Source organism: Sphingobium boeckii (assembly GCF_014199215.1).
GTDB classification, from domain to species: domain Bacteria; phylum Pseudomonadota; class Alphaproteobacteria; order Sphingomonadales; family Sphingomonadaceae; genus Sphingobium_A; species Sphingobium_A boeckii.
This window is the reverse complement of record NZ_JACIJC010000003.1, coordinates 465411-486815: the sequence shown is the minus strand read 5'-3', so window position 1 is coordinate 486815 and position 21405 is coordinate 465411. Positions and strand designations below refer to the sequence as shown.

Below are 21405 nucleotides of genomic sequence, written 5' to 3'. Positions count from 1 at the left end.
GGCCCCCTGAACCGTTTGTCCCGAGCGAAGTCGAGGGACGTTTGTCGCTTCACCACGTCCCTCGACTTCGCTCGGGACAAACGGGGATATTTGTAATGCTCACCCCTTCAGAATCCGCAGCCCGCTTTCGCGCGGAAGCGGCCAAGCGAATCCTGATTTTCGATGGCGCGGCCGGCACGATGATCCAGACCTATCGGCTGGGCGAGGCGGAATATCGCGGTGCCTTCGATCTTGGCTTCGATCAGAAGGGCAATAACGATCTTCTGGTGCTCAGCCGTCCGCATGTGATCGCAGAGATTACCGAAGCCTATCTGGCGGCGGGCGCGGATATGGTGTCCACCAACACCTTCAACGCCAACCGGATCAGCCAGGCGGATTATGGCGCGGAGCATCTGGTGCGCGATCTCAATCTGGCCGCCGCGCAGATCGCGCGCGATGCCGCGCGGGCCGCGGAAGCCGCGGATGGCCGCCCCCGCTTTGTGGCGGGTGCGATCGGGCCGACGAACAAGACGCTGTCGCTGTCCCCCGACGTCAACGATCCCGGCTATCGCGCGATCGAATATGACGAATTGAAGGATGTCTATCGCGAGCAGATGGAGGCGCTGCTGGACGGCGGCGTGGATTTCATCCTGATCGAGACGATCTTCGATACGCTCAATTGCAAGGCGGGGATCAAGGCGGCGGCGGAAGTGAGCGAAGCGCGCGGGATCGAAATCCCGCTGATGCTGAGCTTTACGATCACCGACATGTCCGGCCGCAATCTGTCCGGCCATACGATCGAGAGCTTCTGGGCCTCGGTGCGTCATGCGCGGCCGATCACCGTGGGGCTGAACTGCTCGTTCGGCGCGCCGGAACTGCGCCCGCATGTGTCCGTCCTGTCCCAGATCGCCGATACGCTGGTGATGGTCTATCCCAATGCCGGCCTGCCCAATGATCTGGGCCAATATGACGAGCAGCCCGAGACGACCGGCGGCTTTATCAGGGATTGGGCAGAAACCCGGCTGATCAACGTGGTCGGTGGCTGTTGCGGCACCACACCGGCGCATATTCACCAGATGGCGCTGGTCACCCATGGCCACGCCCCGCGCGTGCCGGTGACGGTGCCGACGCGCACGGTGCTGGCCGGGCTCGATCCGATGATATTGGCGGCCTGAATTTAGAGCAGGAATTAAAACGCCGTTCGGGCTGAGCCTGTCGAAGCCTCTTCCTTCTTTTGGATCGGGAAGAAGGAAAGGGCTTCGACAGGCTCAGCCCGAACGGAAAGAAAGATCGAATGTTTCAATGACCCAAGCCTCCGCCACCTTCGTCAATATCGGCGAACGCACCAACGTCACCGGCTCCGCCGCGTTCAAGAAGCTCATCATGGCGGGCGACTACACCAAGGCGGTGGAAGTCGCGCGGCAGCAGGTGGAAAATGGCGCGCAGATCGTCGACGTGAACATGGATGAGGGTCTGCTCGACGCGCATCATGCGATGACGACCTTCCTCAAGCTGATCGCGGCTGAGCCCGATATCGCGCGCGTGCCGCTGATGATCGATTCGTCCAAATGGAGCGTGATCGAGGCGGGGCTGAAATGCGTCTCCGGCAAGCCGATCGTCAATTCGATCAGCATGAAGGAAGGCGAGGCCGAATTCCTGAAATATGCGCGGCTCGTGATGAGCTACGGCGCGGCCGTGGTCGTGATGGCGTTCGACGAAGTGGGGCAGGCGGATACGAAGGATCGCAAGGTCGAGATTTGCGAGCGCGCCTATAAGCTGCTCACCGGCATTGGCTTCCCGCCCGAGGATATCATCTTCGATCCCAATATCTTCGCGGTGGCCACCGGGATTGACGAGCATCGCCGCTATGCGATCGATTTCATCGAGGCTTGCCGCGAGATTCGCGCCCGCTGCCCGCATGTCCATATCTCGGGCGGCGTATCGAATTTGTCGTTCAGCTTTCGCGGCAATGAGCCGGTGCGTCGCGCGATGCACTCGGTCTTCCTGTTCCACGCCATCCAGGCGGGGATGGACATGGGGATCGTCAATGCCGGGCAGTTGGATGTCTATGACGCGATCGATCCGGAACTGCGCGAGGCGTGCGAGGACGTCATCTGGGATCGACGCGAGGATTCGACGGACCGGCTGATCACGCTGGCGGAACGCTATCGCGGCACCGACGTGGTGGCGGAAAAGGCGGCGGCAGAATGGCGCAGCCTGGATGTTGCCAAGCGGCTCGAATATGCGCTGGTGAAGGGCATCGACGCGCATGTGGTGGAGGATACGGAGGAATGCCGCCTGCTCTTCCCACGACCGATCGAAGTGATCGAAGGGCCGTTGATGGATGGCATGAACGTGGTTGGCGATCTGTTCGGATCGGGCAAGATGTTCCTCCCGCAGGTCGTGAAATCCGCGCGCGTGATGAAAAAGGCGGTGGCCCATCTGCTGCCCTATATCGAGGCGGCGAAGGAAGAGGGCGCGCGCGCCAAGGGCCGGATCGTGATGGCCACGGTGAAGGGCGATGTGCACGATATCGGCAAGAACATCGTCGGCGTCGTGCTCCAGTGCAACGGGTTCGAGGTGATCGATCTGGGCGTGATGGTGCCCTGGACCACGATCCTGAAAGCCGCGCAGGATAATGATGCGGACATGATCGGCCTTTCCGGCCTGATCACCCCCTCGCTCGACGAGATGGTGACCGTGGCGGAGGAGATGAAGCGCGCGGAGATGACGATGCCGCTGCTGATCGGCGGCGCGACCACGTCCAAGGTGCACACCGCATTGCGCATCGCGCCGGCCTATGACGGCCCGGTGATCTATGTGCTCGACGCCAGCCGCGCGGTCGGCGTCGCCTCCACGCTGGTGAGCGATACGCAGCGCGATCCGTTCGTGGAAAAAACCGCGGCGGATTATGAAGCGGTGCGGATCGCACGCGAGGGCAAGGGGCAGAATGAACTCGCCACGCTGGAAGAGGCGCGTGCGAACGGTTTCAAGGCCGATTTCTCCGTACCTGTGCCGGCACCAAAACATCCGGGACTGCATACATTCGACGATTGGGATCTGGCGGATCTGCGCGAAACGATCGATTGGACGCCCTTTTTCCGCGCCTGGGAATTGGCGGGCAATTATCCCGCGATCCTCACGGACAAGGTGGTGGGCGAAAGCGCCACCAGCCTGTTCGCCGATGCGCAGAAGATGCTCGACCAGATCATCGCGGAAAAATGGCTGACCGCCAAGGGTGTTGCGGGGCTGTGGCCATGCCGCCGCGATGGCGATGATGTGATCATCTCCCACCCGGATCAGGGGGATCTCAGAATCCCCTTCCTCCGTCAGCAGATCAAGAAGCGCGAGGGCCGCGCCAATATGGGGCTGGCCGATTTCATCTCCCCGGATGGCGACTGGATCGGCGGGTTCGCGGTGACTGCAGGGCACGGGATCGAGCCGCATCTGGAGCGGTTCAAGGCGGACAATGACGATTATTCCGATATTTTGCTCAAGGCGCTGGCGGACCGTCTGGCTGAAGCCTTTGCCGAGCGGCTGCACCAATATGTGCGCACCACGCTCTGGGGCTATGCCGAGGGCGAGCAATTGACCAATGAGGCGCTGATCAAGGAGCAGTATCGCGGCATCCGGCCCGCGCCGGGCTATCCCGCCTGCCCCGATCACAGCCCCAAGACGATGCTGTTCGACATGCTGGGCCGGACCCAAGTCGATGATCCGGCCGGCATCACGCTGACCGACAGCTTCGCCATGCTGCCCACCGCGGCGGTATCGGGATTTTACTTTGCGCATCCCGACAGCGCCTATTTCGGCGTGGCCCGGATCGGGCGGGATCAGCTTGAGGATTATGCGGCGCGGCGCGGGGTGGAAATGGCGCAGGCGGAACGCTGGCTGCGGCCGAATCTGGATTGAGTTTGCCCGAGAACGCCCGTTTGTCCCGAGCGTAGTCGAGGGACGTGGGAACTGTTGCCACGTCCCTCGACTACGCTCGGGACAAACGGTTCAAGGGTTTGCTGGCCGAGCGCCCTTGGCCAGCGTTGCCGGCCCTATTCGGTGACGAGCCGGTCGGCGCGCGCTTTGGCTTGCCCCGTAAGCGCGGCATAAGGCGTGCGCCTGCCGGTGTCGCTGAACCAGATATCCTCGGTATCCAGCACATATCCGCAGACGGCAAAGGTTCCGCGGTTAACCATCAAAAGAGGGTTACCGCGCCCGGTTAACCTTCAATTCCAATCGACTCCCGCGAACAGGAGGATCAAGCAAGGCGAAATTCGAAGGACCGTTAACCATGCGCATCCCCTTGGCCATGATCGGCATTGCCCTCCTCGCCAGCCCGCTATTCGCGGAAAACCCCGCCGCGCCCTTCACGATCCAGCAGACCGGGCAGGGGTTTCAACGGCTCTCCGATGCGGTGGCGGCGATCGGGGAGGGCAGCGCGACCATATTGATCGCCGCCGGGACATACCGGCAATGTGCGGTGCAGGATGCAGGCGACATCCGCTATCAGGCGGTGATGCCGGGCAGCGCGATCTTCGATGGCGTCGCGTGCGAGGGCAAGGCGGCACTGGTGCTGGGCGGGCGCGCAGCCACGGTGGAAGGCGTGGTCTTTCGCAACATCCGCGTGGCGGATGACAATGGCGCGGGGATCCGGCTCGAGCGCGGCGATCTGACCGTGCGCCAATCCATGTTCCTCAATTCGCAGCAAGGCATATTGACCGCCAGCAATCCGGCGGGACGCATCACAGTGGAGTTTTCCACCTTCGCCGGGCTTGGCCTGTGCCCCGAAGGCGGATCCTGCGCGCACAGCATCTATGTCGGCACCTATGGCGCGCTGGCTGTGCGCAATTGCCGGTTCGAGCGCGGCACAGGCGGCCATTATGTAAAGAGCCGGGCGGCGCGGATCGCTGTGACGGATTCGAGTTTCGACGATAGCGCGGGGCGGGCGACGAATTACATGATCGATCTGCCCGCCGGGGCGACGGGCGAGATTTCCGGCAATGTGTTCGTGCAGGGCAAGGACAAGGAAAATTACAGCGCCTTCATTGCGGTCGGCGCCGAAGAGATCGAGCATAGTTCCGCGGGGCTGGCGATCCGCGGCAACACGGCCTCCCTCGCATCCGGCCTGGATCGGCGAACGAGCTTCGTGGCGGACTGGAGCCATGACTCGCTAACGCTGGCGGACAATGTGCTAGGCAAGGGATTGAAGGCGTTCGAGACGCGGTAATTTTTGTTCCAAGGCCGTTCGCGCTGAGCTTGTCGAAGGGTCTTCCTCCCTCTTTCGACGTGGAAGAAGAAAGGCTTCGACAAGCTCAGCCTGAACGGGTTTGCTATTTGCAGCTATCCCCCGCGCCCGCTTCCAGATCGAGGCAGCGGCCATCGATCTCTTCGGCAGGGACGTTCAGGCCGATCAGCGCGGCAAGCGTGGGCATGATGTCCACCGTCTCGATCCCCAGCGGCTGTTCGAACCCGACATGGCCGGGGCGATAGAAGAGGATCGGCACACGGCGATCATAAATCCAGGGTGAACCATGCGTGGCGACCGAACCCTTGGTGCCATCCGCGATCGGCGTCACATTGGGTTTCAGCAGCACGATGATGTCGCCGGAGCGGCTGGGATCGAAGGACGCGCGCGCGCGCTCCGCCAGCGACCATTCCTCCACCGGTGCCTGGGGACTGGGCATCCGTGAGAGTTCGGCCGCGGTGATCGCGGCGGCAATCTGAGGATGCGCAAGCAATTTGGCCTGCACCAAGGCGATCACGCGCGCCTTCATCTCGGCGGGGACGGCGCGGGAGACATACCAGTCTCCGAACGGGCCATCCGAATAGAGCAACGGACCTTCGATCTTGAGGGCAAGTTCGCCGGCAACGCCCTTGCCGATTGCGTCCGAATTGAGGCGGGGATCGACCCGCTGCGCATCGGCGAAACCACGCTCGTCATGACGTTCGGGCAGATCATGCCCGCCGTGATCGGCCGTCAGCGCCACAGCATAAGGCACGCCGCTGGCGTCCAGCGCGGCCAGGATACGCGCGATATTGGCGTCCAGACCGGCCATTTGCGCGCACATTTCCGCGCCCTCGGTGCCAAAAGCGTGCCCCACATAATCCGTGGCGGAGAGGCCGATGGAGAGCACGTCCGGCGCGCTGCCTTGGCCGAGCTTCATCTCTTTCAGAAGACCGAGGGCGAGATCGGTGGTGGCATTGTCGAAATCAAGCGCAGCGCGAAAGCCTCTGAAATCTTCCGCCTTGCGATCAGCGAGCACCCCAACCTGCTTGCCGCCGCCCAACGGCACGGCGACGGACCGGCTACGGCATTGGGCGGGAAGGGCGGCCTTGGACGGCTTGGCGATCAGCGCGGTGACGCGCGCGTTGATTTGCGTGACGGCTGCGGGCGGCGGCGCATTGCGGTTCGCCAGCGTGACATAGGCCTTGCCGCCCCAATACCAGATCTGGTCGGTGTTGTGCCCGCCCATCATCACCGCCGCGCGATCCTTGCCCGCCACGGAGACCACGCGGCTGGCGGGATTGATCGCCTTCATCCGGTCGCCCAGCGTCGGCACCTTGAGCAATGCGGTGGAAACGACATAATCGGACGAGGAACTGCCCGGCACGCTGGCGTCTTCGGAGCAATAGATCGTCTTGTCCGCACGGGTGAGGCTCAGATCGATCCAGTTATTGGCAACAATGCCGGTGCGCGAAGGGCGCGATCCGGTCAGGATCGTGGAATGGCCGGGGCAGGTTTCGGTCGCGGCATGGCTTTGATAGCCCGATGGGAAGACCACGCCGTCCGTGGTCAGCCGCTTCATCCCCTGCGTATAAAGCTGGCGATATTCGGCAAACACGTTGGCCGAAAACTGATCGACCGAGATCGCGACGATCAGCATCGGCCGATCCGCTTCCTTGGCGGATGCCACCGGGGCGAGCGCGATCATGGCGGGAAGCAGGACGGCGCGGGTGATGATCTTCAAACGGATAACTCCTGGTCGCCATGGGGCTCAGTTGCGGCTAGTATAGCCTTCCCCCAGCGGAATGAAGATGCCGATGCCGTTTTTGCGTTACGTTTTGATGATAGTCGCGTGTCTGGCAGCCATGCCGCTCATGGCGCAGACGCCACCAACCCATATCGCCGCCTCGCTGATCGCCGAAAGCGATACGCCCGCGGCGGGCAAGACGGTGACGCTCGCGCTGGCGATGAAACCCGCGAAAACCTGGCATGGCTATTGGGCCAATCCCGGCGATGCGGGGCTTGGACCCACGTTCAAATGGACGTTGCCCGCCGGTGCGACCGCTGGCGAAGCGCAATTCCCGGTGCCGCACACGTTGCTGATCGCGGGCCTCATGAATTATGTCTATGAAGGCGATTATGCGCATCTGTTCACGATCACGCTGCCCGCGGGGCTGGCGGCCGGGACGAAGCTGACCATCGCGCTGGAGGCGGACTGGCTCGCGTGCACCGCCGAAGTCTGCGTGCCCGAAAGCGGGACATTCTCGATCCCGCTCATCGTGGGCAACGGTGCCGTGACCGCCATGCGCAAGGGGCAATTCGATCGCTGGCGCGCGGCATTGGCCAAGCCGCTGGGCAGCGCCGCGCATTATCAGGTGAGCGGCGGGACGATCCGGTTCGGCATTCCGCTCCCCGCAAGCGCGACCGTAGGCAAGGTCACTTTCTTTCCGCTGACCGATGGCGCGATCGATTATGCTGCGCCCCAGATCGTCCGCCGCAATGGCGATCTGCTGACCGTGGAAACCAAGGCGAAAGGCTCTGCGGGCGAACTGAAGGCGGTCGAAGGGGTGATATCCCTGGGCGAAGGGATGGGGCTTTCGCTGAGCGCAACGCCGGGCGCGGTGCCGGCGGGCGGCACGATCCTGGGGGAAACAGCGGGCGCACAATCGTCGGATGGGCTGGCGGTGACGCTGGCCCTTTCGTTTGGCGCGGCGCTGCTGGGCGGATTGCTGCTCAATATCATGCCCTGCGTGTTTCCGATCCTGAGCCTGAAGGCACTCAGCCTGGCCAAGGCGGGTGGCGACGAACGCACGGTGCGGCGCGAGGCGCTGGCTTATACGGCGGGCGTGGTGCTGGTATGCGTCGCGCTGGGCGTGGCGCTGCTGGCCCTGCGCGCGGGCGGGTCTGCTGTCGGCTGGGCGTTTCAATTGCAGGATCCGCGCGTGATCCTGATCCTGTTGCTGCTCACCAGCGCGATCGCCTTCAATCTTTCCGGCCTGTTCGAGCTGGGAACACTCTCCTTCGGCAACCGCTTGGCGGCGCATAAGGGCACAAGCGGCGCTTTCTGGACCGGGGCGCTGGCAGCGTTCATCGCCACGCCGTGCACGGGGCCGTTCATGGGCGCGGCGCTGGGGGCGGCGCTGGTGCTGCCGACCGCCGCAGCGATCACGATCTTTGCCGGATTGGGGCTCGGCCTGGCGCTGCCCTTCCTGCTGCTGGGCTTCGTCCCCGCGCTGCGCCGTCGCCTGCCGAAGCCGGGCGCGTGGATGGATAGTTTCCGCCGGATCCTGTCCATCCCGATGTTTCTCACCGCATTGGGCCTGGCGTGGATATTGGGGCGGCAATCGGGCGTGAACGGCATGACGCTCGGGCTGATGGCGGCGTTGCTTCTGGGCTTTGCTTTGTGGTGGCTAGGGCGGCGGCAAAGTGCGGGCGGACGCGGCTGGATCGCCTTGATCCCGGCCCTGGCAGCGATCGCCGCAATCATCGTCGCCATCCCGAGAACCCCTGCGATGGCGCAGGAAACGGCTGGCGGAATGCTGGCGGCGGAGGCTTTCAGCGCGCAGCGACTGGCCGCGCTGCAGGCAGAGGGTCGCCCGGTGTTCGTCTATTTCACGGCAGACTGGTGCCTGACCTGCAAGGTGAATGAAAAGACGGCGATCGAGCGTGAGGATGTGGCCGCGGCGTTCAAGGGCAAGCAGGTCGCGGTGCTGGTGGGGGACTGGACCGATGGCGATGCGGAGATCGGGCGATTTATCGAAACGCACGGGCGTTCGGGCGTGCCACTCTATCTTTATTACAGGTCGGGGGCGGCACCCGAAATCCTGCCGCAGGTGTTGACGGCGGAACGGTTGATGGCGCTCGCCGTTTGAGGATCACAGCGAAGAGGAGGAAGCGATGACAAGACGTTTCTGGATGACCGGCGCGGCGGTGTGCGCGGCGGCCCTTGCGGTGCCGGGCGCAGCGCAGCAGCAGACCGGCGCGCAGGCTGGCAATTTCCGGCTGAACGATCAGGATGGCAAGGTGGTGGAACTGGGCAAATTCCGCGGTAAGACGGTGGTGCTGGAATGGCATAACCCCGAATGCCCGTTCGTGCGCAAACACTATGACAGCGGCAATATGCAGAAGACCCAGGCTGCGGCGCAGGCGCAGGGCGCGGTCTGGCTCACGATCAATTCCGCCGCGCCCGGCAAGCAGGGCTATCAGAGCTTTGCCAGCGCCAAGACGCTGGTGGCCAAGGACGGCATCAAGGCGAGCCATTATCTGCTCGATTCCAAAGGCGTGGTCGGCCGCGGCTATGCCGCCAAGACGACTCCCCAGATGGTGATCATCGATCCTGCGGGCGTGCTCGTCTATCAGGGAGGGATCGACGACAAGGCCTCATCCAAGAAGGAAGATATCCCCAACGCGCGCAATCATGTGCTGGCGGCGCTGGGCGAGATGAAGGCGGGCAAACCGGTCTCGGTCAAGGAGACGCGGAGCTATGGGTGTTCGGTGAAATATGATGGGGTGAGTTGACAAGGTCCGAGCACCGTTCGGGCTGAGCGATCTTCCAAGCCGTTCGGGCTGAGCCTGTCGAAGCCTTTTCTTTTTGCTCCCCTCCCGAAAGGCCGGGAGGGGAGGCGGCAAAGCAGGGCTTCGACAGGCTCAGCCCGAACGGAATTTTTTACTTCCGCACGAACACCGGGCGGCCGCCCACCCAGGTTTCCTTCACCTTGATCGCACGGATTTCCGAAGGGGTGGCCATCAGCGGATCGGTGTCGATCAGGATGAAGTCTGCGCGCATCCCCGGCATCAGGCTGCCGATCCGGTCTTCGGCAAAGGCCGCATAAGCGCCCCAGATCGTGAAGCCCGCCAGCGCCTGTTCGCGGCTGACGCGTTCCTGCGGCATCCAGCCGCCAAACGGCTGGCCGCTGGCATCCTCGCGCGTGAAGGCGGTGGCAATGCCGGCGAAGGGATCGGCGCTCTCCACCGGTGCATCCGATCCGAACGCCAGCTTCGCGCCGGCCTTCAGCATGGATTGCCAGGCATAGGCACCGGCCAAGCGCGCCGGCCCCAGCCGGGCCTCGGCCATGGTCCGATCCGATGTCTGGTGTACCGGCTGCATCGATGCGATCGTGCCGTGCTCGCCAAAACGCGGCAGATCCTTGGGATCCACGATCTGCGCATGTTCAACGCGCCAGCGGCGATCGCCCTTATAGGTGCCGCTCAACTCGTCGATCGAATTGAGTAATTGCAGATTGGCCTGATCGCCGATCGCATGGACCGCGACCTGAAACCCGTCGAGCGCCGCGCGGCTCATCAGATTGCTGAGCTGTGAATCCGACAGCATCCCGATGCCGCGTTCCCTGGGCGCATCGGCATAGGGCTGTTTCAGCCAGGCACCGCGTGAACCCAGCGCGCCATCGGAGAGCAGCTTCACGCCGCCCATCCGCAATTTGTCGTCATAGAGCCAGGGCGTGGGGCCGGGGCCGGCGATCTTGACCATGTTGTCGACGCCCGCGGCATAAGCGAAGATGCGCAATTTCAGCGCGTCATTGTCCCCTGCGCGGCGGAAGGCCTGCCAGTCATCGAGCGTGGTGCCCATGTCGGCCACGGCAGTGACCCCGTTGGAGAGCAAAATCTGCTGCGCCTTGGCCAGCGCCAGATCGCGTTCGCGCGGTTGCGGTTCTGGCACCATCTTCTGCACCAGCTCTGCCGCGGCATCGACGAACACGCCATTGGGCAGGAGGCCCGTCTTTTCGATCCGGCCGCCCATCGGTGAAACGGTTTTGGCGTTCACGCCTGCCAGCGCCATCGCCTTGCCATTGGCCCAGCCCGCATGGCCATCCACCCTGATCATCCACACCGGACGATCCTTCACCACCGCATCGATATCGGCGGCGGTGGGGAAACGGCCCAGCCCCCAGGATTCCTGATTCCAGCCGCCCCCGAGGATCCAGCTCCGATTGGGATTGGCTGCGGCATAGTCCGCGATCATCTTCTGCGCCTCGGCCAGCGATTTCGCGGGGCTGAGATCGAGCACCAGTGCCTGAAAGCCGACCGCCATCACATGGCCATGCGAATCGATCATGCCGGACATCAGGGTCTGCCCTTTGCCGTCCACCTTGAAATCGGGGCGCTCGGGACGCTTGTCCTTGCGATCGAGCAGCTTGGAGACCTTGCCATCCGAAGTGATCTGTATGGCGCTGAAACGGACGATCTTGCCATCCTTGTCCAGCGTGACGCCGTTGATGTTGTCGATCAGGCCGTCTGCGAGCGCGGGGGTGGGGAGCAAGAGGGCGAGGATGGTGAAGGCTTTGAGGAAGAAGCCGAAGGACCCGTTTGTCCCGAGCGCAGTCGAGGGACGTGGGGACGGTCCCAACCTCCCTCGACTATGCTCGGGACAAACGGGCCTAAAACGCGCCAATCTCACTTCGGCAATCTCCGGATCAGCGCGCTCGTATCCTGGCGGCTGCCGCCCATCGCCTGCACATCGGCGTAGAATTGGTCGACCAGCGCCGCCACGGGCAGCACGGCCCCGTTCGCGCGGGCTTCTTCCAGCGCCAGACCCAGATCCTTGCGCATCCAGTCCACCGCGAAGCCGAAATCGAAACTGTCCTGCTCCATCGTCTTCCAGCGATTGGTCATCTGCCAGCTCGAGGCCGCGCCGCCGGAGATCGCTTCGAACACCTTGTCCAGATCGAGGCCCGCGGCCTGCGCAAAGCGCATCCCTTCGGACAGGCTCTGGATGATGCCCGAAAAGGTGATCTGGTTGACCATCTTGGTGGTCTGCCCCGCGCCACATGGACCGACATGGACGATGCGCGAGGAATAGGCCTCCATCAATGGCGTGGCCGCCGCCATCGCCTTTTCGGATCCGCCGCACATGATCGCCAGCGTGCCATTTTCGGCACCGGCCTGCCCGCCGGTGACGGGACCATCAACCACGAGCAGGCCCAGGCTCTTGCCTTCCACGCCGAGCTGCCGGGCGATCTTGGCGGAAACCGTGGTGTGGTCGATGAACACCGCGCCCTTCTTCATCGTGTGAAATGCGCCATCGCGGCCGAGCGTGATCGCCGCCAGATCATCATCATTGCCGACGCAGGAGATCACCGCATCCACATCCTTCGCCGCGCTGGCGGGATCGGGGGCGACCGTGCCGCCATGTGCGGCGGCCCAGCTTTCGGCTTTGGCCAATGTGCGATTGTATACGATGAGATCGTGCCCAGCCGCGCGCAGATGCCGCGCCATAGGCCCGCCCATCACGCCGGTGCCGATAAATGCTATTCTTGCCATACCCCCGCATAAGCAATGTTTCCCGCAGACGCCAGATAGGCTAGGGCGCGCACATCATGGCAAGCGAAACAATCCTCTCCGAACCCGCCCTTTCACTTCCCGTTACGCTGGACGACGTCCGTGCGGCGGCGGCGCGGATCGGCGATTCGATTGTGCGCACGCCCACTCTGGTCAGCCAGACGCTTTCGAAGCTGACTGGCGCGAAAGTGTATCTGAAGTTCGAAAATCTGCAGTTTACGGCGGCTTACAAGGAACGTGGCGCGCTCAACACCTTGCTGCTCATGAGCGCAGAGGCGCGTGCCAAGGGCGTGATCGCGGCATCCGCGGGCAATCATGCGCAAGGGCTGGCCTATCATGGCGCGCGTCTGGGGATCCCCGTGACGATCGTGATGCCGGAGCCGACGCCCACCGTAAAGGTGATGCAGACCGAAGGCCATGGCGCGACGGTCGTGATGTTCGGCGAGACGTTCGATGCCGCTTATGCCCATGCGCGCCAGTTGGAAGTGGAGCGCGGGCTGACCTTCGTGCATCCGTTCGATCAGGCGGATATCATCGCCGGGCAGGGCACGGTCGCGCTCGAAATGCTGGAGGATGCGCCCGATATCGATACGCTGGCGATCCCAATCGGCGGCGGCGGACTGATCTCCGGCATGGGAACGGTGGCCAAGGCGCTCAAGCCCGATGTTGAACTGATCGGCATCCAGGCCGAACTGTATCCGGGCATGTACAACATCATCAAGGGCGTGGACCTGCCCTGCACCGGCGATACGCTGGCCGAAGGCATTGCGGTGAAGCAGCCGGGCGATCTGACGCGCCAGTTCGTGAAGGCGCTGGTCGATGATATCGTGCTGGTGGGCGAACGCGGCCTGGAAGAGGCCGTGAGCCTGTTGCTCCAGATCGAGAAGACTGTGGTGGAAGGGGCCGGCGCTGCTGGCCTGGCCGCCCTGCTGGCCTATCCCGAGCGGTTCCGCGGCAAGACCGTGGGCATCGTATTGTGCGGCGGCAATATCGATACGCGTCTTCTGGCGAACGTGCTGTTGCGCGATCTGGCGCGCTCGGGCCGGCTGGCGCGGGTGCGCGTGCGGCTGCAGGATCGGCCGGGTGCGCTGTTCCATGTGGCGCGCATCTTTCACGAGCAGCAGGTGAACATCATCGAAATCTATCATCAGCGCGTGTTCACATCGCTCCCCGCCAAGGGGCTGATCACCGATATCGAATGCGAAACCCGTGATGGCGCGCATCTCGATCGGCTGATGGAAGGCCTGCGCGAAGGCGGCTATGAAGTGAGTTTGGTGGAACTGGCTTGAGGTGAGGCAACCCCAAGGCCGTTTGTCCCGAGCGCAGTCGAGGGACGTTGGGTCTTGGCGCCACGTCCCTCGACTGCGCTCGGGACAAACGGTTTTAGTTAGGGTTTACTCCACCCCGGCCTCATCCCGCACCACCAGCCGTCCATCGACCATCAGGCAGCGGCGGTGGCTGAAGGTGCGGTTCGCGCCGTCGCCGCGGGCGAGGACCACGGTGTTGCGGCAATTGCCGCCGGCGTCGGAATCGACCGGGCCGACCACGGCGAAGCCCTCCAGCGCGCCTTCGCTCCAGCTTTCCGTTTCGCCTGAACTGAACGCGCGGACCAATGCGGCCTGCACTGCGGCGCGCATGTCGATCGGCAGCGCAAAGGCACCCGCGGGCGCCGGGGCAAGCGTGTCGGAGGCGGGCGTGACTGCCATTGCGACGCTGGCCTTGGCGGGCTTGGCGATGCGCGATGCCGATGCGCGCTTATGAGTGGCGGGGGCAGGCTGCTCCAGCGGCACGACCAGCAGGCCGCGTGATCCGACGCGCCCAGGCGACGTGGTCCATGCGAATGTAGCGGTGGCGAGCGAGGCGGTGGCCGCGGCGATCAGGCCGATCGCGAGACGGCGGCGTTTGCGCACCTGCGGAAGCCTGCGCTGGGCGAGGTAACGCCAATGCTCATTGCTGGTGGTGCTGTCTTCGCGCCGGGCGACCAGCGCGGAGGCGGGGGAGCCATCGGGGCGCAGCACGATTTCCCATCGTTCCTCGATGCGCGTGTATCGATATTCGATGGCGGTATCGGCGGGCAGGCCAAGCCGGCGAATCGCGCTTCTGGCCCATCCGGCTTGGTGCCGATGCGCCAGGTGATTCTCGGGCAGCGATACGGGCACAAGCGCGGTGCCGCGTGCTTCCTGCTCTTCAAACCCTCCCGCCATGCCAATGCCCTCCCATCATGTTTAACAAAACTATAACATTCCTTCGGGGCTCTGCCCACCAATCCGTTCCCCTGAAAATGGGCGGCGCGACGACTTTTTTTGCGGTTCAGTCCCGATCTGATTCAGTGTGTCCCGCCGTGAATCAGTCTTAACCCTTTATACATGGTAAACGCTCTTTTCATTGTTGCGCCCCGCCTGCATATTTCAGACACAGCGGTAAGACAGTTTTAACGAAGGGGCAAAACCCGGTGAGCGCACCATTCCGCTTCCCACGATTTTTCGTCACCAGCCCCAGCCCATGCCCCTATCTACCGGGCCGGATGGAACGCAAGGTGTTCACGGAGCTGAACGGCGTCCACGCGGCGGAGCTGAACGATGCGCTCGGCCGCATCGGCTTTCGCCGCAGCCAGGGCGTCGCTTATCGGCCGAGCTGTGCGGATTGCCAGGCCTGCGTATCGGTGCGCGTGGTGGCAGACAAATTCGTTCCCAGTGCGAGCCAGCGCAAGTTGATGCGGCGCAATGCGGATCTCGAAGTCTCCGCCTGCAAGCCCTGGTCGACCGAAGAGCAATTCGCGCTGCTGCGCAGCTATCTCGGCGCGCGGCACCCCGGCGGCGGCATGGCGGAAATGGACGAGCTGGATTATGCCGATATGGTCGAGCAGAGCCCGGTTAACACCTCGGTGATCGAATATCGCGAGCCGTCCGTCGATGGTCGCCCCGGAAAATTGGTGGGCGCGTGCCTCACCGATCAGCAGGCCGACGGCCTCTCGATGATCTACAGTTTCTTCGATCCGCAGAATGAAGCGCGGCCTGGTCTCGGCACCTACATTATTCTCGATCACATCAGCCGCGCGGCGGCTGGCGGGCTGCCCTATGTCTATCTGGGCTATTGGATCGATGGATCGCAGCGCATGGCGTATAAAGCGAATTTCCGTCCGATCGAAAAGCTTACGCCCTCGGGCTGGGCCGGGTTCGATCCCTTTGCGGGGGGGGGCAAGGTGGTGCCGCCGCGGGAGACTGTGGCGGGGTAGGGAGAATGATGGCCTCAAACCGGCCTCGAATATAAGATGCCGCCAGCCATAAGCCGACGGCATCTCGCATCCTAATTCTCCAGAATTACATTCAGATGAAAGACGGCTTCATCACGCGACGGCGGCGCATCGCGCTGCCCACGGCTCCGAAACCGATGAGCATCATGCCCCAGGTGGCGGGTTCTGGCACGGCGCTCACGCCTTTAACCCGAAACTGCTTTGCATCGCTGATGCCGGGGCTGAAGGTAAAGGCAAGATTATTGATGCCCGCTCCGGTCACGGTATATTGGCCGCTCGTTTCGATTGTGCAGCAATCTGCGCCTGAAAACAGTGCGGTGCCGTTGACCAACAAACTAAATACGCTGCCGGTCCCGGCGAAATTGAATGTGACGCTGTCCCAAGATTTTTGAAAAGCAACGTTCAGATTCTCGATTTTCGGATCGCCATTGATTGTCGCTTCGCCACCGCCTGTAATGCTCAGGTTGCCGGTTGTCGTGCTGAAGGTGACGCCCGAACCATCCTTGTTAACAAAGCCGGTCAGCGTGTCGTTCGGATCTTGCGTTCCAGTCGAATGCACACCCGTTTGCGCGCCGAAGACAGTTGTATCCAGGGTGAATCCCCCAACCGTGACAGCCGCTTGGGCAGGCTGAGCAGCAATGGCTGCGGTTGCCAAAAGCAATTTTACAAAAGTTTTCATGTCATGTCTCCCTTAACGCTACCCTCGGGGCTGTTCCTGATCGATCGCCTTTTTGGCGACTCGAAGAACGATTGTCCGGGTTTAACACTTATTTAAGTGGTTCGCACCGATTCGGTTGTAATTGCGTCTAATTTCGGCACATATTTTAACAAGCCGTCGCCTAGTCGGATCTTGGCTCTAATTTCCTTCCCCTCGCGGATGCGCGTCGCGCCAGGCGCGGGGGCGCTCGAAATGGCCTTGCCATAGGCCGCGCTTCGCCGCTTCAGCAGCGGCCTCTTCGCCAAGATAATCGCTCTCTTCACCGACGCCGAACGCAACCGCCAGGCCTTCGCTGACCATCACCCTGCCGATATCCGGCACCGCATCGGTGCGGCAGGTGGCGATTTCGCGGGCGAAGCGATCGCGGGCGCGGGGCGTGCAGCCGGCACCGGGGGCGGCCATCAGCGCCTTCAGCCGATCGGTCGCCGCCACGCCGCACGGCCATGATCGGCCGGTCGCGTCCGTGCAATTCTGGTGAAGTTCAGGCGCGTCGATGCCGTAGACGCGGAATTTCGTCGCGCCGATCAACAATGTATCGCCATCGCGCACGTCCACCCGTTCGCCATTGGCCGCACGGATTTCCTGGGTGCCGATCCCGATGCGCTCGATCCAGGCATAAGCGATGAGCAGCGCGAACAGGATGAGGAGATAGATTGTGCTGCGGAGGCGGCGCATCGGTGAAGTCGCTTTCGGAAACGCCCGTTCGGGCTGAGCCTGAACGAAAGAAGTGCCCACCCCCAGCCCCTCCCGGCCTTCCGGGAGCGGCTGGGGGTGGCTCTTTCCTTAAATCAATCTGCCGGCATGAACGGCGGATCGGGGATCGTTGCGCGGGCTTCGTTGAGCAACATCCCCCAGCGCACCGAAAGATCGTTGAAATAGCGATCGTCCCAATCGATATGTCGCCGCACGATCGGCTTGGTGCGATCCGCCGGGATGGCGATCAGGTCCAGCGGGCGGCCGACGGCAAGGTTGGAACGGATCGTACTGTCGAAGGAGATCAGCCCCACCTTCACCGCTTCGCCCAAAGGGGTGGTGTAATTCAGCGCGCGATCCAGGATCGGTTTGCCATATTTGGTTTCACCGATCTGCAGGAAGGGCGCTTCGGGCTGGCATTCGATGAAATTGCCCTGACTATAAACCATGTAGAGCCGCAGCGGCTCGTCGCCCACGCGGCCCCCCAGCAGGATCGAGACGCCGGTGTTGATCGTCGATCCCTGTAGCGCGGATTCCAGATCGCTGCGGGCACGATGCACGGCTTCGCCGACGAGTTGGGCGATGCGGAACAGGGTGGGCATCTGTTCCGGTCGGCGGACCTGGCCGCCTTCTTCGATGGCAGGCAGACCTTCGCGCAACAATGCCATCGCGGTTTGCGTGACCGAAAGATTGCCCGCGGTCATGGCCACCACGATCGCATCGTCATCATCGCGCAACATGTGGAGCTTACGGTAAGTGGATATGTTATCGACACCCGCGTTCGTGCGCGTGTCGGCGATCATCACAAGGCCCGTCTCGACCAGCATTCCCACGCAATAGGTCATCGTCCCCCGATCAGTTCTGCTGCTGGCTTTGCGCCATGCGGACGCGCACACCGACTTCAAGGCTCTCGGAGCCGCCCCCGGTTCTAGCGCCAGCCAGGGGGGCAGCGCCAGAATAATCCAGACCAGCCGCCACGCGGATATAGGCATCGTCAGCGCTGATCCCGTTGGCCGGATCGAATCCGATCCAGCCAAAGCCGTCGATATGCGCTTCCACCCAGGCATGGGCTGCGGGCTGCTGCTCGGCACCGTCGCGGCGATAAAGGTGGCCCGAGATATAGCGCGCGGGCGCGCCCATCAGGCGGGCTGCGGCGCAGAAGATATGCGCGAAATCCTGGCACACACCATGCCCGGCATCGAAGGCAGTGGCGGCATCGGTATCCACCTGGGTCTTGCCCGGATCGAAAGAAAGGCTGCGGTTCAGCTCGCGATTGAGCAGGTGAAGCCGCGACAATTCATCCTTTTCAACACGCTGCAAATCCTTGGCCAGATTGCGGATCGCGGTGCTCGGCGCGCTGAGCGGGGTTGAGCGCAGGAAGACCGCGGGCGGCAGCGGCTCCGGCGCATCGCGGATCACGCCGGCGGTATCATCGGTGAACACCTCGCCCGACACCTTCACGCTGACATGATCGACCGGGCCGGGGACGTAGAGCATCGTCACCTTATTGCCATAGCCATCCACCTGGCTGCGCAGCCGCGCATCGCAATCCACGTCGAGCGCCCAATTGACCACGGTCTGCCCGGCATGGCTGCACGGCGTGACGCGCAGCAATTGGATGACGCGCGTCTGCGGCTGGGTGAACCGGTAATCGGTGCGATAGTCGATAGTCAGGTGCATTGGGAACGTGCGGCCTTCGATTCGGGAATCAGCTCTTATCCGTCATGCCCGCGAAAGCGGGAAACCGCTTCCTTTTTCGGTTTGCGGCATGGGAAAAGCGGGATTCCCGCTTTCGCGGGAATGACGGGGATGAACGGGCAGGGGCGTCATCATGTGAAGCGGAATTGTTCGGCGATGGCCGCATCCAGCTCGGCATTTTCACGAATGAAATCCGTCAGGAACTGATGGAGCCCGTTCTGGAACAAGGTGTCGGTATTCAGCCGGTCCAGCGCGGCCTCGCGCCGGCGTGCCAGCCGGTCTGCCGGACCCTGCTTGCCCACCGTGCCTGCGATCGCGCTCAGCATATGACCCGATTCCTCGACAACCGCGATCAGAGAGCGGGGCATCTGACGGCGGAGCACCAGCATTTCCGCCACCAGCCAGGGTTTCAGCCCCTGTGGATAGAGCAAATGATAAGCGGTGCGCGCCGAGACCACCTGGAGCAGCGTCAGCCATTGATCGCGATCGATGATCCCGCCGACGCGCTCGCCTTCGGGCAGCAGCAGATGATATTTCACGTCGAGCAGCCGCGCGGTGGCGTCGCCGCGCTCCACCGCCGCGCCCAGCCGCACAAACCAATAGGATTCGCTGTGCAGCATCCGGTTGATCGCGCCTTCGAAATCGCGTGCCACCGCCTTGATCTGGTCGATCAGATTGAGCGTGGCCTGCGTGCCGCCCGGGCTGGCGCGGTTTTTCAGATTGAGCCAGGCCAGGTTGATCGTGCCCCAGGCTTCCTTGGTGATCGCGGTGCGCGCCGCACGTGCGCTCATCCGCGCGGTTTCGATGCAGGAGCGCGCAGAGCTGCCATTGTGCTCGTCCAGCATCAGATAACGCGTGACGTGCATCGGGGAGAGCTTCTCCCCGGTCGCCTTGAACCCGCGCGATGCGGAGGCGACGGCCAGGGCGCTGGTCCATGCGCCCATGCCTGCCGGCCGGGCAGAGAGCGAATCCAGCCGGATCGTGGCCTCCACCAGCCGCGCGGTAAATTCGGCGCGCTCGACATAGCGGCCCATCCAATAGAGATTGGAGGCGGTGCGCGACAACATGCTCATGCGCCGCCCTCCGGGCCTTCCCCGGCAGCGCACAGAACGAAACTGTCCTTCGTGCCGCCGCCCTGGCTGGAATTGACCACCAGGGACCCTTCCTTCAGCGCGACGCGGGTGAGGCCACCGGGGGTGACCGTCACGCCGTTTGCGCCGGTCAGCACGAACGGCCGAAAATCGACATGGCGCGGGGCGATGCCCTTTTCGGTGAGCGTCGGCACGGTGGAGAGCGCCAGCGTGGGCTGGGCGATATATTTCTCCGGATTGGCGATCAGCGCGGCGCGGAAATTCTCGATTTCCTGCTTGGATGCGGTGGGGCCGACCAACATGCCATAGCCGCCCGATCCATCGACCAGCTTCACCACCAATTCGTGCAGATGATCGAGCGTGTATTTCAATGCCTGTGGTTCGCGGCAGCGCCACGTTTCCACATTGGGCAGCTTGGCCTCTCCGCCGGAATAATATTTCACGATCTCAGGCATATAGCTGTAGATCGCCTTATCGTCCGCAATGCCGGTGCCCGGCGCGTTGACCAGCGTGACATTGCCCGATTGCCAGGCCGCGATCAGCCCCGGCACACCGAGCATGGAATCGGGGCGGAACACCAAAGGATCAATGAAATCATCGTCGATGCGGCGATAGATCACGTCCACGCGCACGCGCCCGGAGATGGTGCGCATATAGACGATATCCTCGTCCACCTCGAGATCGGAGCCTTCGACCAGAGCGATTCCCATCGTGTCGGCCAGGAAGCTGTGCTCGTAAAAGGCCGAGTTGAAATGGCCGGGGGTGAGCAGCACGCACACCGGATCGCGGCTGGAGCCCTTGGGCGCGACGGACACCATCGTGCGGAACAGGCTTTCGGTATAGCTATCCACCGGCTGCACCGGATATTGTTCGAACAGTTCGGGGCAAAGCCGCAGCATCGCCTCACGATTTTCGATCATGTAGCTCACGCCCGAAGGCGTGCGCGCATTATCCTCCAGCACGAAGAATTCATCCGGCCCGGTGCGCACCAGATCGATGCCGCAGATATGCGCGAAGATCCCGTGCGGCGGCTTGGCCGCGCTGGCGGGGACGCAGAATTGCGCATTGCCGTAAATGAGTTCCGCCGGGATGATCCCGTCTTTCAGGATCCGGCGCGCGCCATAGATATCGGCCAGAAAGGCATTGAGTGTTTCGACGCGCTGGACCAGCCCTTCAGCCAGATTGTCCCATTCCTTGGCGGTGAAAATGCGCGGCAGGATATCGAAGGGGATGATCCGTTCGGCGCTGTCTTCCTCGCCATAAACCGCGAAGGTAATGCCGAGATCGCGGAAATATTGCTCAGCCGCCTGCTGGCGCCGATCGAAATCGGCCGCCGAGGTCTGCTTCGTCCATTTTGCGAGACCCGCAAATTCCGGGCGCGCCGAGCGCCGGCTGCCGAAGCCCCAGATCTCGTCGAATGTGCCGCTAGCCGCCATATCCCCCCTGAACGCTCGGGCCG

At 63.1% G+C, this 21405-nt stretch carries 18 protein-coding genes; 7 read left to right on the top strand and 11 right to left on the bottom strand.

Features of this window, described 5'->3' with window-relative positions:
* Positions 1 to 95 precede the first annotated feature (95 nt).
* Positions 96 to 1154: a homocysteine S-methyltransferase family protein gene (locus FHS49_RS10740; RefSeq protein ID WP_184018239.1), complete on the top strand. Its 1059-nt coding sequence runs from the start codon at positions 96 to 98 to the stop codon at positions 1152 to 1154.
* Positions 1155 to 1281: 127 nt separating this feature from the next.
* Positions 1282 to 3891 carry a methionine synthase gene (metH, locus tag FHS49_RS10735; RefSeq protein WP_184018237.1) on the top strand — a complete coding sequence of 870 codons (2610 nt, stop codon included), beginning with the start codon at positions 1282 to 1284 and terminating at the stop codon, positions 3889 to 3891.
* Between the two features lie 134 nt (positions 3892 to 4025).
* Here metH and FHS49_RS10730 read toward each other — a convergent pair whose 3' ends face one another.
* Positions 4026 to 4169 carry a hypothetical protein gene (locus tag FHS49_RS10730; RefSeq protein WP_184018235.1) on the bottom strand — a complete coding sequence of 48 codons (144 nt, stop codon included), beginning with the start codon at positions 4167 to 4169 and terminating at the stop codon, positions 4026 to 4028.
* A 95-nt stretch (positions 4170 to 4264) separates the two neighbouring features.
* On the opposite strand from FHS49_RS10730, the gene FHS49_RS10725 reads away from it, so the two are divergent.
* Positions 4265 to 5200, top strand: coding sequence for a right-handed parallel beta-helix repeat-containing protein (locus tag FHS49_RS10725; protein ID WP_184018233.1), 936 nt, complete (start codon positions 4265 to 4267; stop codon positions 5198 to 5200).
* Positions 5201 to 5303: 103 nt separating this feature from the next.
* On the opposite strand, the gene FHS49_RS10720 is transcribed toward FHS49_RS10725, so the two are convergent.
* Positions 5304 to 6905: an alkaline phosphatase family protein gene (locus tag FHS49_RS10720; RefSeq protein ID WP_184018635.1), complete on the bottom strand. Its 1602-nt coding sequence runs from the start codon at positions 6903 to 6905 to the stop codon at positions 5304 to 5306.
* Between the two features lie 109 nt (positions 6906 to 7014).
* Between FHS49_RS10720 and FHS49_RS10715 the strand changes: the two genes are divergently transcribed.
* Together FHS49_RS10715 and FHS49_RS10710 are read left to right on the top strand one after the other, a co-directional pair.
* A complete protein-coding gene (locus FHS49_RS10715) occupies positions 7015 to 9069 on the top strand; it encodes a protein-disulfide reductase DsbD family protein (RefSeq protein WP_184018634.1) in 2055 nt (684 codons plus the stop codon).
* A 25-nt stretch (positions 9070 to 9094) separates the two neighbouring features.
* Positions 9095 to 9715, top strand: a complete 621-nt coding sequence (locus FHS49_RS10710; protein ID WP_184018231.1) for a redoxin domain-containing protein — start codon at positions 9095 to 9097, stop codon at positions 9713 to 9715.
* A 148-nt stretch (positions 9716 to 9863) separates the two neighbouring features.
* On the opposite strand, the gene FHS49_RS10705 is transcribed toward FHS49_RS10710, so the two are convergent.
* Together FHS49_RS10705 and FHS49_RS10700 are read right to left on the bottom strand one after the other, a co-directional pair.
* On the bottom strand, positions 9864 to 11474 hold the full coding sequence (locus tag FHS49_RS10705) for an amidohydrolase (RefSeq protein WP_246350572.1): 1611 nt from the start codon (positions 11472 to 11474) through the stop codon (positions 9864 to 9866).
* Positions 11475 to 11608: 134 nt separating this feature from the next.
* Complete coding sequence (locus FHS49_RS10700) at positions 11609 to 12475, bottom strand: NAD(P)-dependent oxidoreductase (protein ID WP_184018227.1); 867 nt, start codon at positions 12473 to 12475, stop codon at positions 11609 to 11611.
* 56 nt (positions 12476 to 12531) lie between these two features.
* Between FHS49_RS10700 and FHS49_RS10695 the strand changes: the two genes are divergently transcribed.
* On the top strand, positions 12532 to 13782 hold the full coding sequence (locus FHS49_RS10695) for a threonine ammonia-lyase (RefSeq protein ID WP_184018225.1): 1251 nt from the start codon (positions 12532 to 12534) through the stop codon (positions 13780 to 13782).
* 105 nt (positions 13783 to 13887) lie between these two features.
* Here the strand turns inward: FHS49_RS10695 and FHS49_RS10690 are convergent, their stop codons facing one another.
* Positions 13888 to 14697, bottom strand: a complete 810-nt coding sequence (locus FHS49_RS10690) for a hypothetical protein (protein ID WP_184018223.1) — start codon at positions 14695 to 14697, stop codon at positions 13888 to 13890.
* Between the two features lie 248 nt (positions 14698 to 14945).
* On the opposite strand from FHS49_RS10690, the gene FHS49_RS10685 reads away from it, so the two are divergent.
* On the top strand, positions 14946 to 15728 hold the full coding sequence (locus FHS49_RS10685) for an arginyltransferase (RefSeq protein WP_184018221.1): 783 nt from the start codon (positions 14946 to 14948) through the stop codon (positions 15726 to 15728).
* A 91-nt stretch (positions 15729 to 15819) separates the two neighbouring features.
* On the opposite strand, the gene FHS49_RS10680 is transcribed toward FHS49_RS10685, so the two are convergent.
* The 6 genes from FHS49_RS10680 to FHS49_RS10655 all read right to left on the bottom strand — a co-directional run bounded on the left by FHS49_RS10680 (position 15820) and on the right by FHS49_RS10655 (position 21382).
* Positions 15820 to 16425 carry a PEPxxWA-CTERM sorting domain-containing protein gene (locus FHS49_RS10680; RefSeq protein ID WP_184018219.1) on the bottom strand — a complete coding sequence of 202 codons (606 nt, stop codon included), beginning with the start codon at positions 16423 to 16425 and terminating at the stop codon, positions 15820 to 15822.
* A gap of 177 nt (positions 16426 to 16602) precedes the next feature.
* Entirely contained in the window at positions 16603 to 17139 is a 537-nt protein-coding gene (locus FHS49_RS10675) for a thermonuclease family protein (protein ID WP_184018217.1), read from the bottom strand.
* Positions 17140 to 17252: 113 nt separating this feature from the next.
* The gene (locus tag FHS49_RS10670; protein WP_184018215.1) at positions 17253 to 18002 is read right to left on the bottom strand and encodes a proteasome-type protease; all 750 of its coding nucleotides are present in this window, start codon (positions 18000 to 18002) and stop codon (positions 17253 to 17255) included.
* A 10-nt stretch (positions 18003 to 18012) separates the two neighbouring features.
* Positions 18013 to 18837 carry a transglutaminase family protein gene (locus tag FHS49_RS10665; RefSeq protein ID WP_184018213.1) on the bottom strand — a complete coding sequence of 275 codons (825 nt, stop codon included), beginning with the start codon at positions 18835 to 18837 and terminating at the stop codon, positions 18013 to 18015.
* Positions 18838 to 18986: 149 nt separating this feature from the next.
* Entirely contained in the window at positions 18987 to 19922 is a 936-nt protein-coding gene (locus tag FHS49_RS10660) for an alpha-E domain-containing protein (RefSeq protein ID WP_184018632.1), read from the bottom strand.
* Between the two features lie 2 nt (positions 19923 to 19924).
* A complete protein-coding gene (locus FHS49_RS10655; protein WP_184018211.1) occupies positions 19925 to 21382 on the bottom strand; it encodes a circularly permuted type 2 ATP-grasp protein in 1458 nt (485 codons plus the stop codon).
* Between the last annotated feature and the right edge of the window lie 23 nt (positions 21383 to 21405).

Coding starts and splice junctions, on each gene's coding strand:
- FHS49_RS10725 (WP_184018233.1), top strand. CDS start 4,265: ATGCGCATCCCCTTGGCCATGATCGGCATTGCCCTCCTCGCCAGCCCG.
- FHS49_RS10740 (WP_184018239.1), top strand. CDS start 96: ATGCTCACCCCTTCAGAATCCGCAGCCCGCTTTCGCGCGGAAGCGGCC.
- metH (WP_184018237.1), top strand. CDS start 1,282: ATGACCCAAGCCTCCGCCACCTTCGTCAATATCGGCGAACGCACCAAC.
- FHS49_RS10655 (WP_184018211.1), bottom strand. CDS start 21,382: ATGGCGGCTAGCGGCACATTCGACGAGATCTGGGGCTTCGGCAGCCGG.
- FHS49_RS10670 (WP_184018215.1), bottom strand. CDS start 18,002: ATGACCTATTGCGTGGGAATGCTGGTCGAGACGGGCCTTGTGATGATC.
- FHS49_RS10730 (WP_184018235.1), bottom strand. CDS start 4,169: ATGGTTAACCGCGGAACCTTTGCCGTCTGCGGATATGTGCTGGATACC.
- FHS49_RS10695 (WP_184018225.1), top strand. CDS start 12,532: ATGGCAAGCGAAACAATCCTCTCCGAACCCGCCCTTTCACTTCCCGTT.
- FHS49_RS10665 (WP_184018213.1), bottom strand. CDS start 18,837: ATGCACCTGACTATCGACTATCGCACCGATTACCGGTTCACCCAGCCG.
- FHS49_RS10660 (WP_184018632.1), bottom strand. CDS start 19,922: ATGTTGTCGCGCACCGCCTCCAATCTCTATTGGATGGGCCGCTATGTC.
- FHS49_RS10680 (WP_184018219.1), bottom strand. CDS start 16,425: ATGAAAACTTTTGTAAAATTGCTTTTGGCAACCGCAGCCATTGCTGCT.
- FHS49_RS10700 (WP_184018227.1), bottom strand. CDS start 12,475: ATGGCAAGAATAGCATTTATCGGCACCGGCGTGATGGGCGGGCCTATG.
- FHS49_RS10720 (WP_184018635.1), bottom strand. CDS start 6,905: ATGATCGCGCTCGCCCCGGTGGCATCCGCCAAGGAAGCGGATCGGCCG.
- FHS49_RS10715 (WP_184018634.1), top strand. CDS start 7,015: ATGCCGTTTTTGCGTTACGTTTTGATGATAGTCGCGTGTCTGGCAGCC.
- FHS49_RS10690 (WP_184018223.1), bottom strand. CDS start 14,697: ATGGCGGGAGGGTTTGAAGAGCAGGAAGCACGCGGCACCGCGCTTGTG.
- FHS49_RS10710 (WP_184018231.1), top strand. CDS start 9,095: ATGACAAGACGTTTCTGGATGACCGGCGCGGCGGTGTGCGCGGCGGCC.
- FHS49_RS10675 (WP_184018217.1), bottom strand. CDS start 17,139: ATGCGCCGCCTCCGCAGCACAATCTATCTCCTCATCCTGTTCGCGCTG.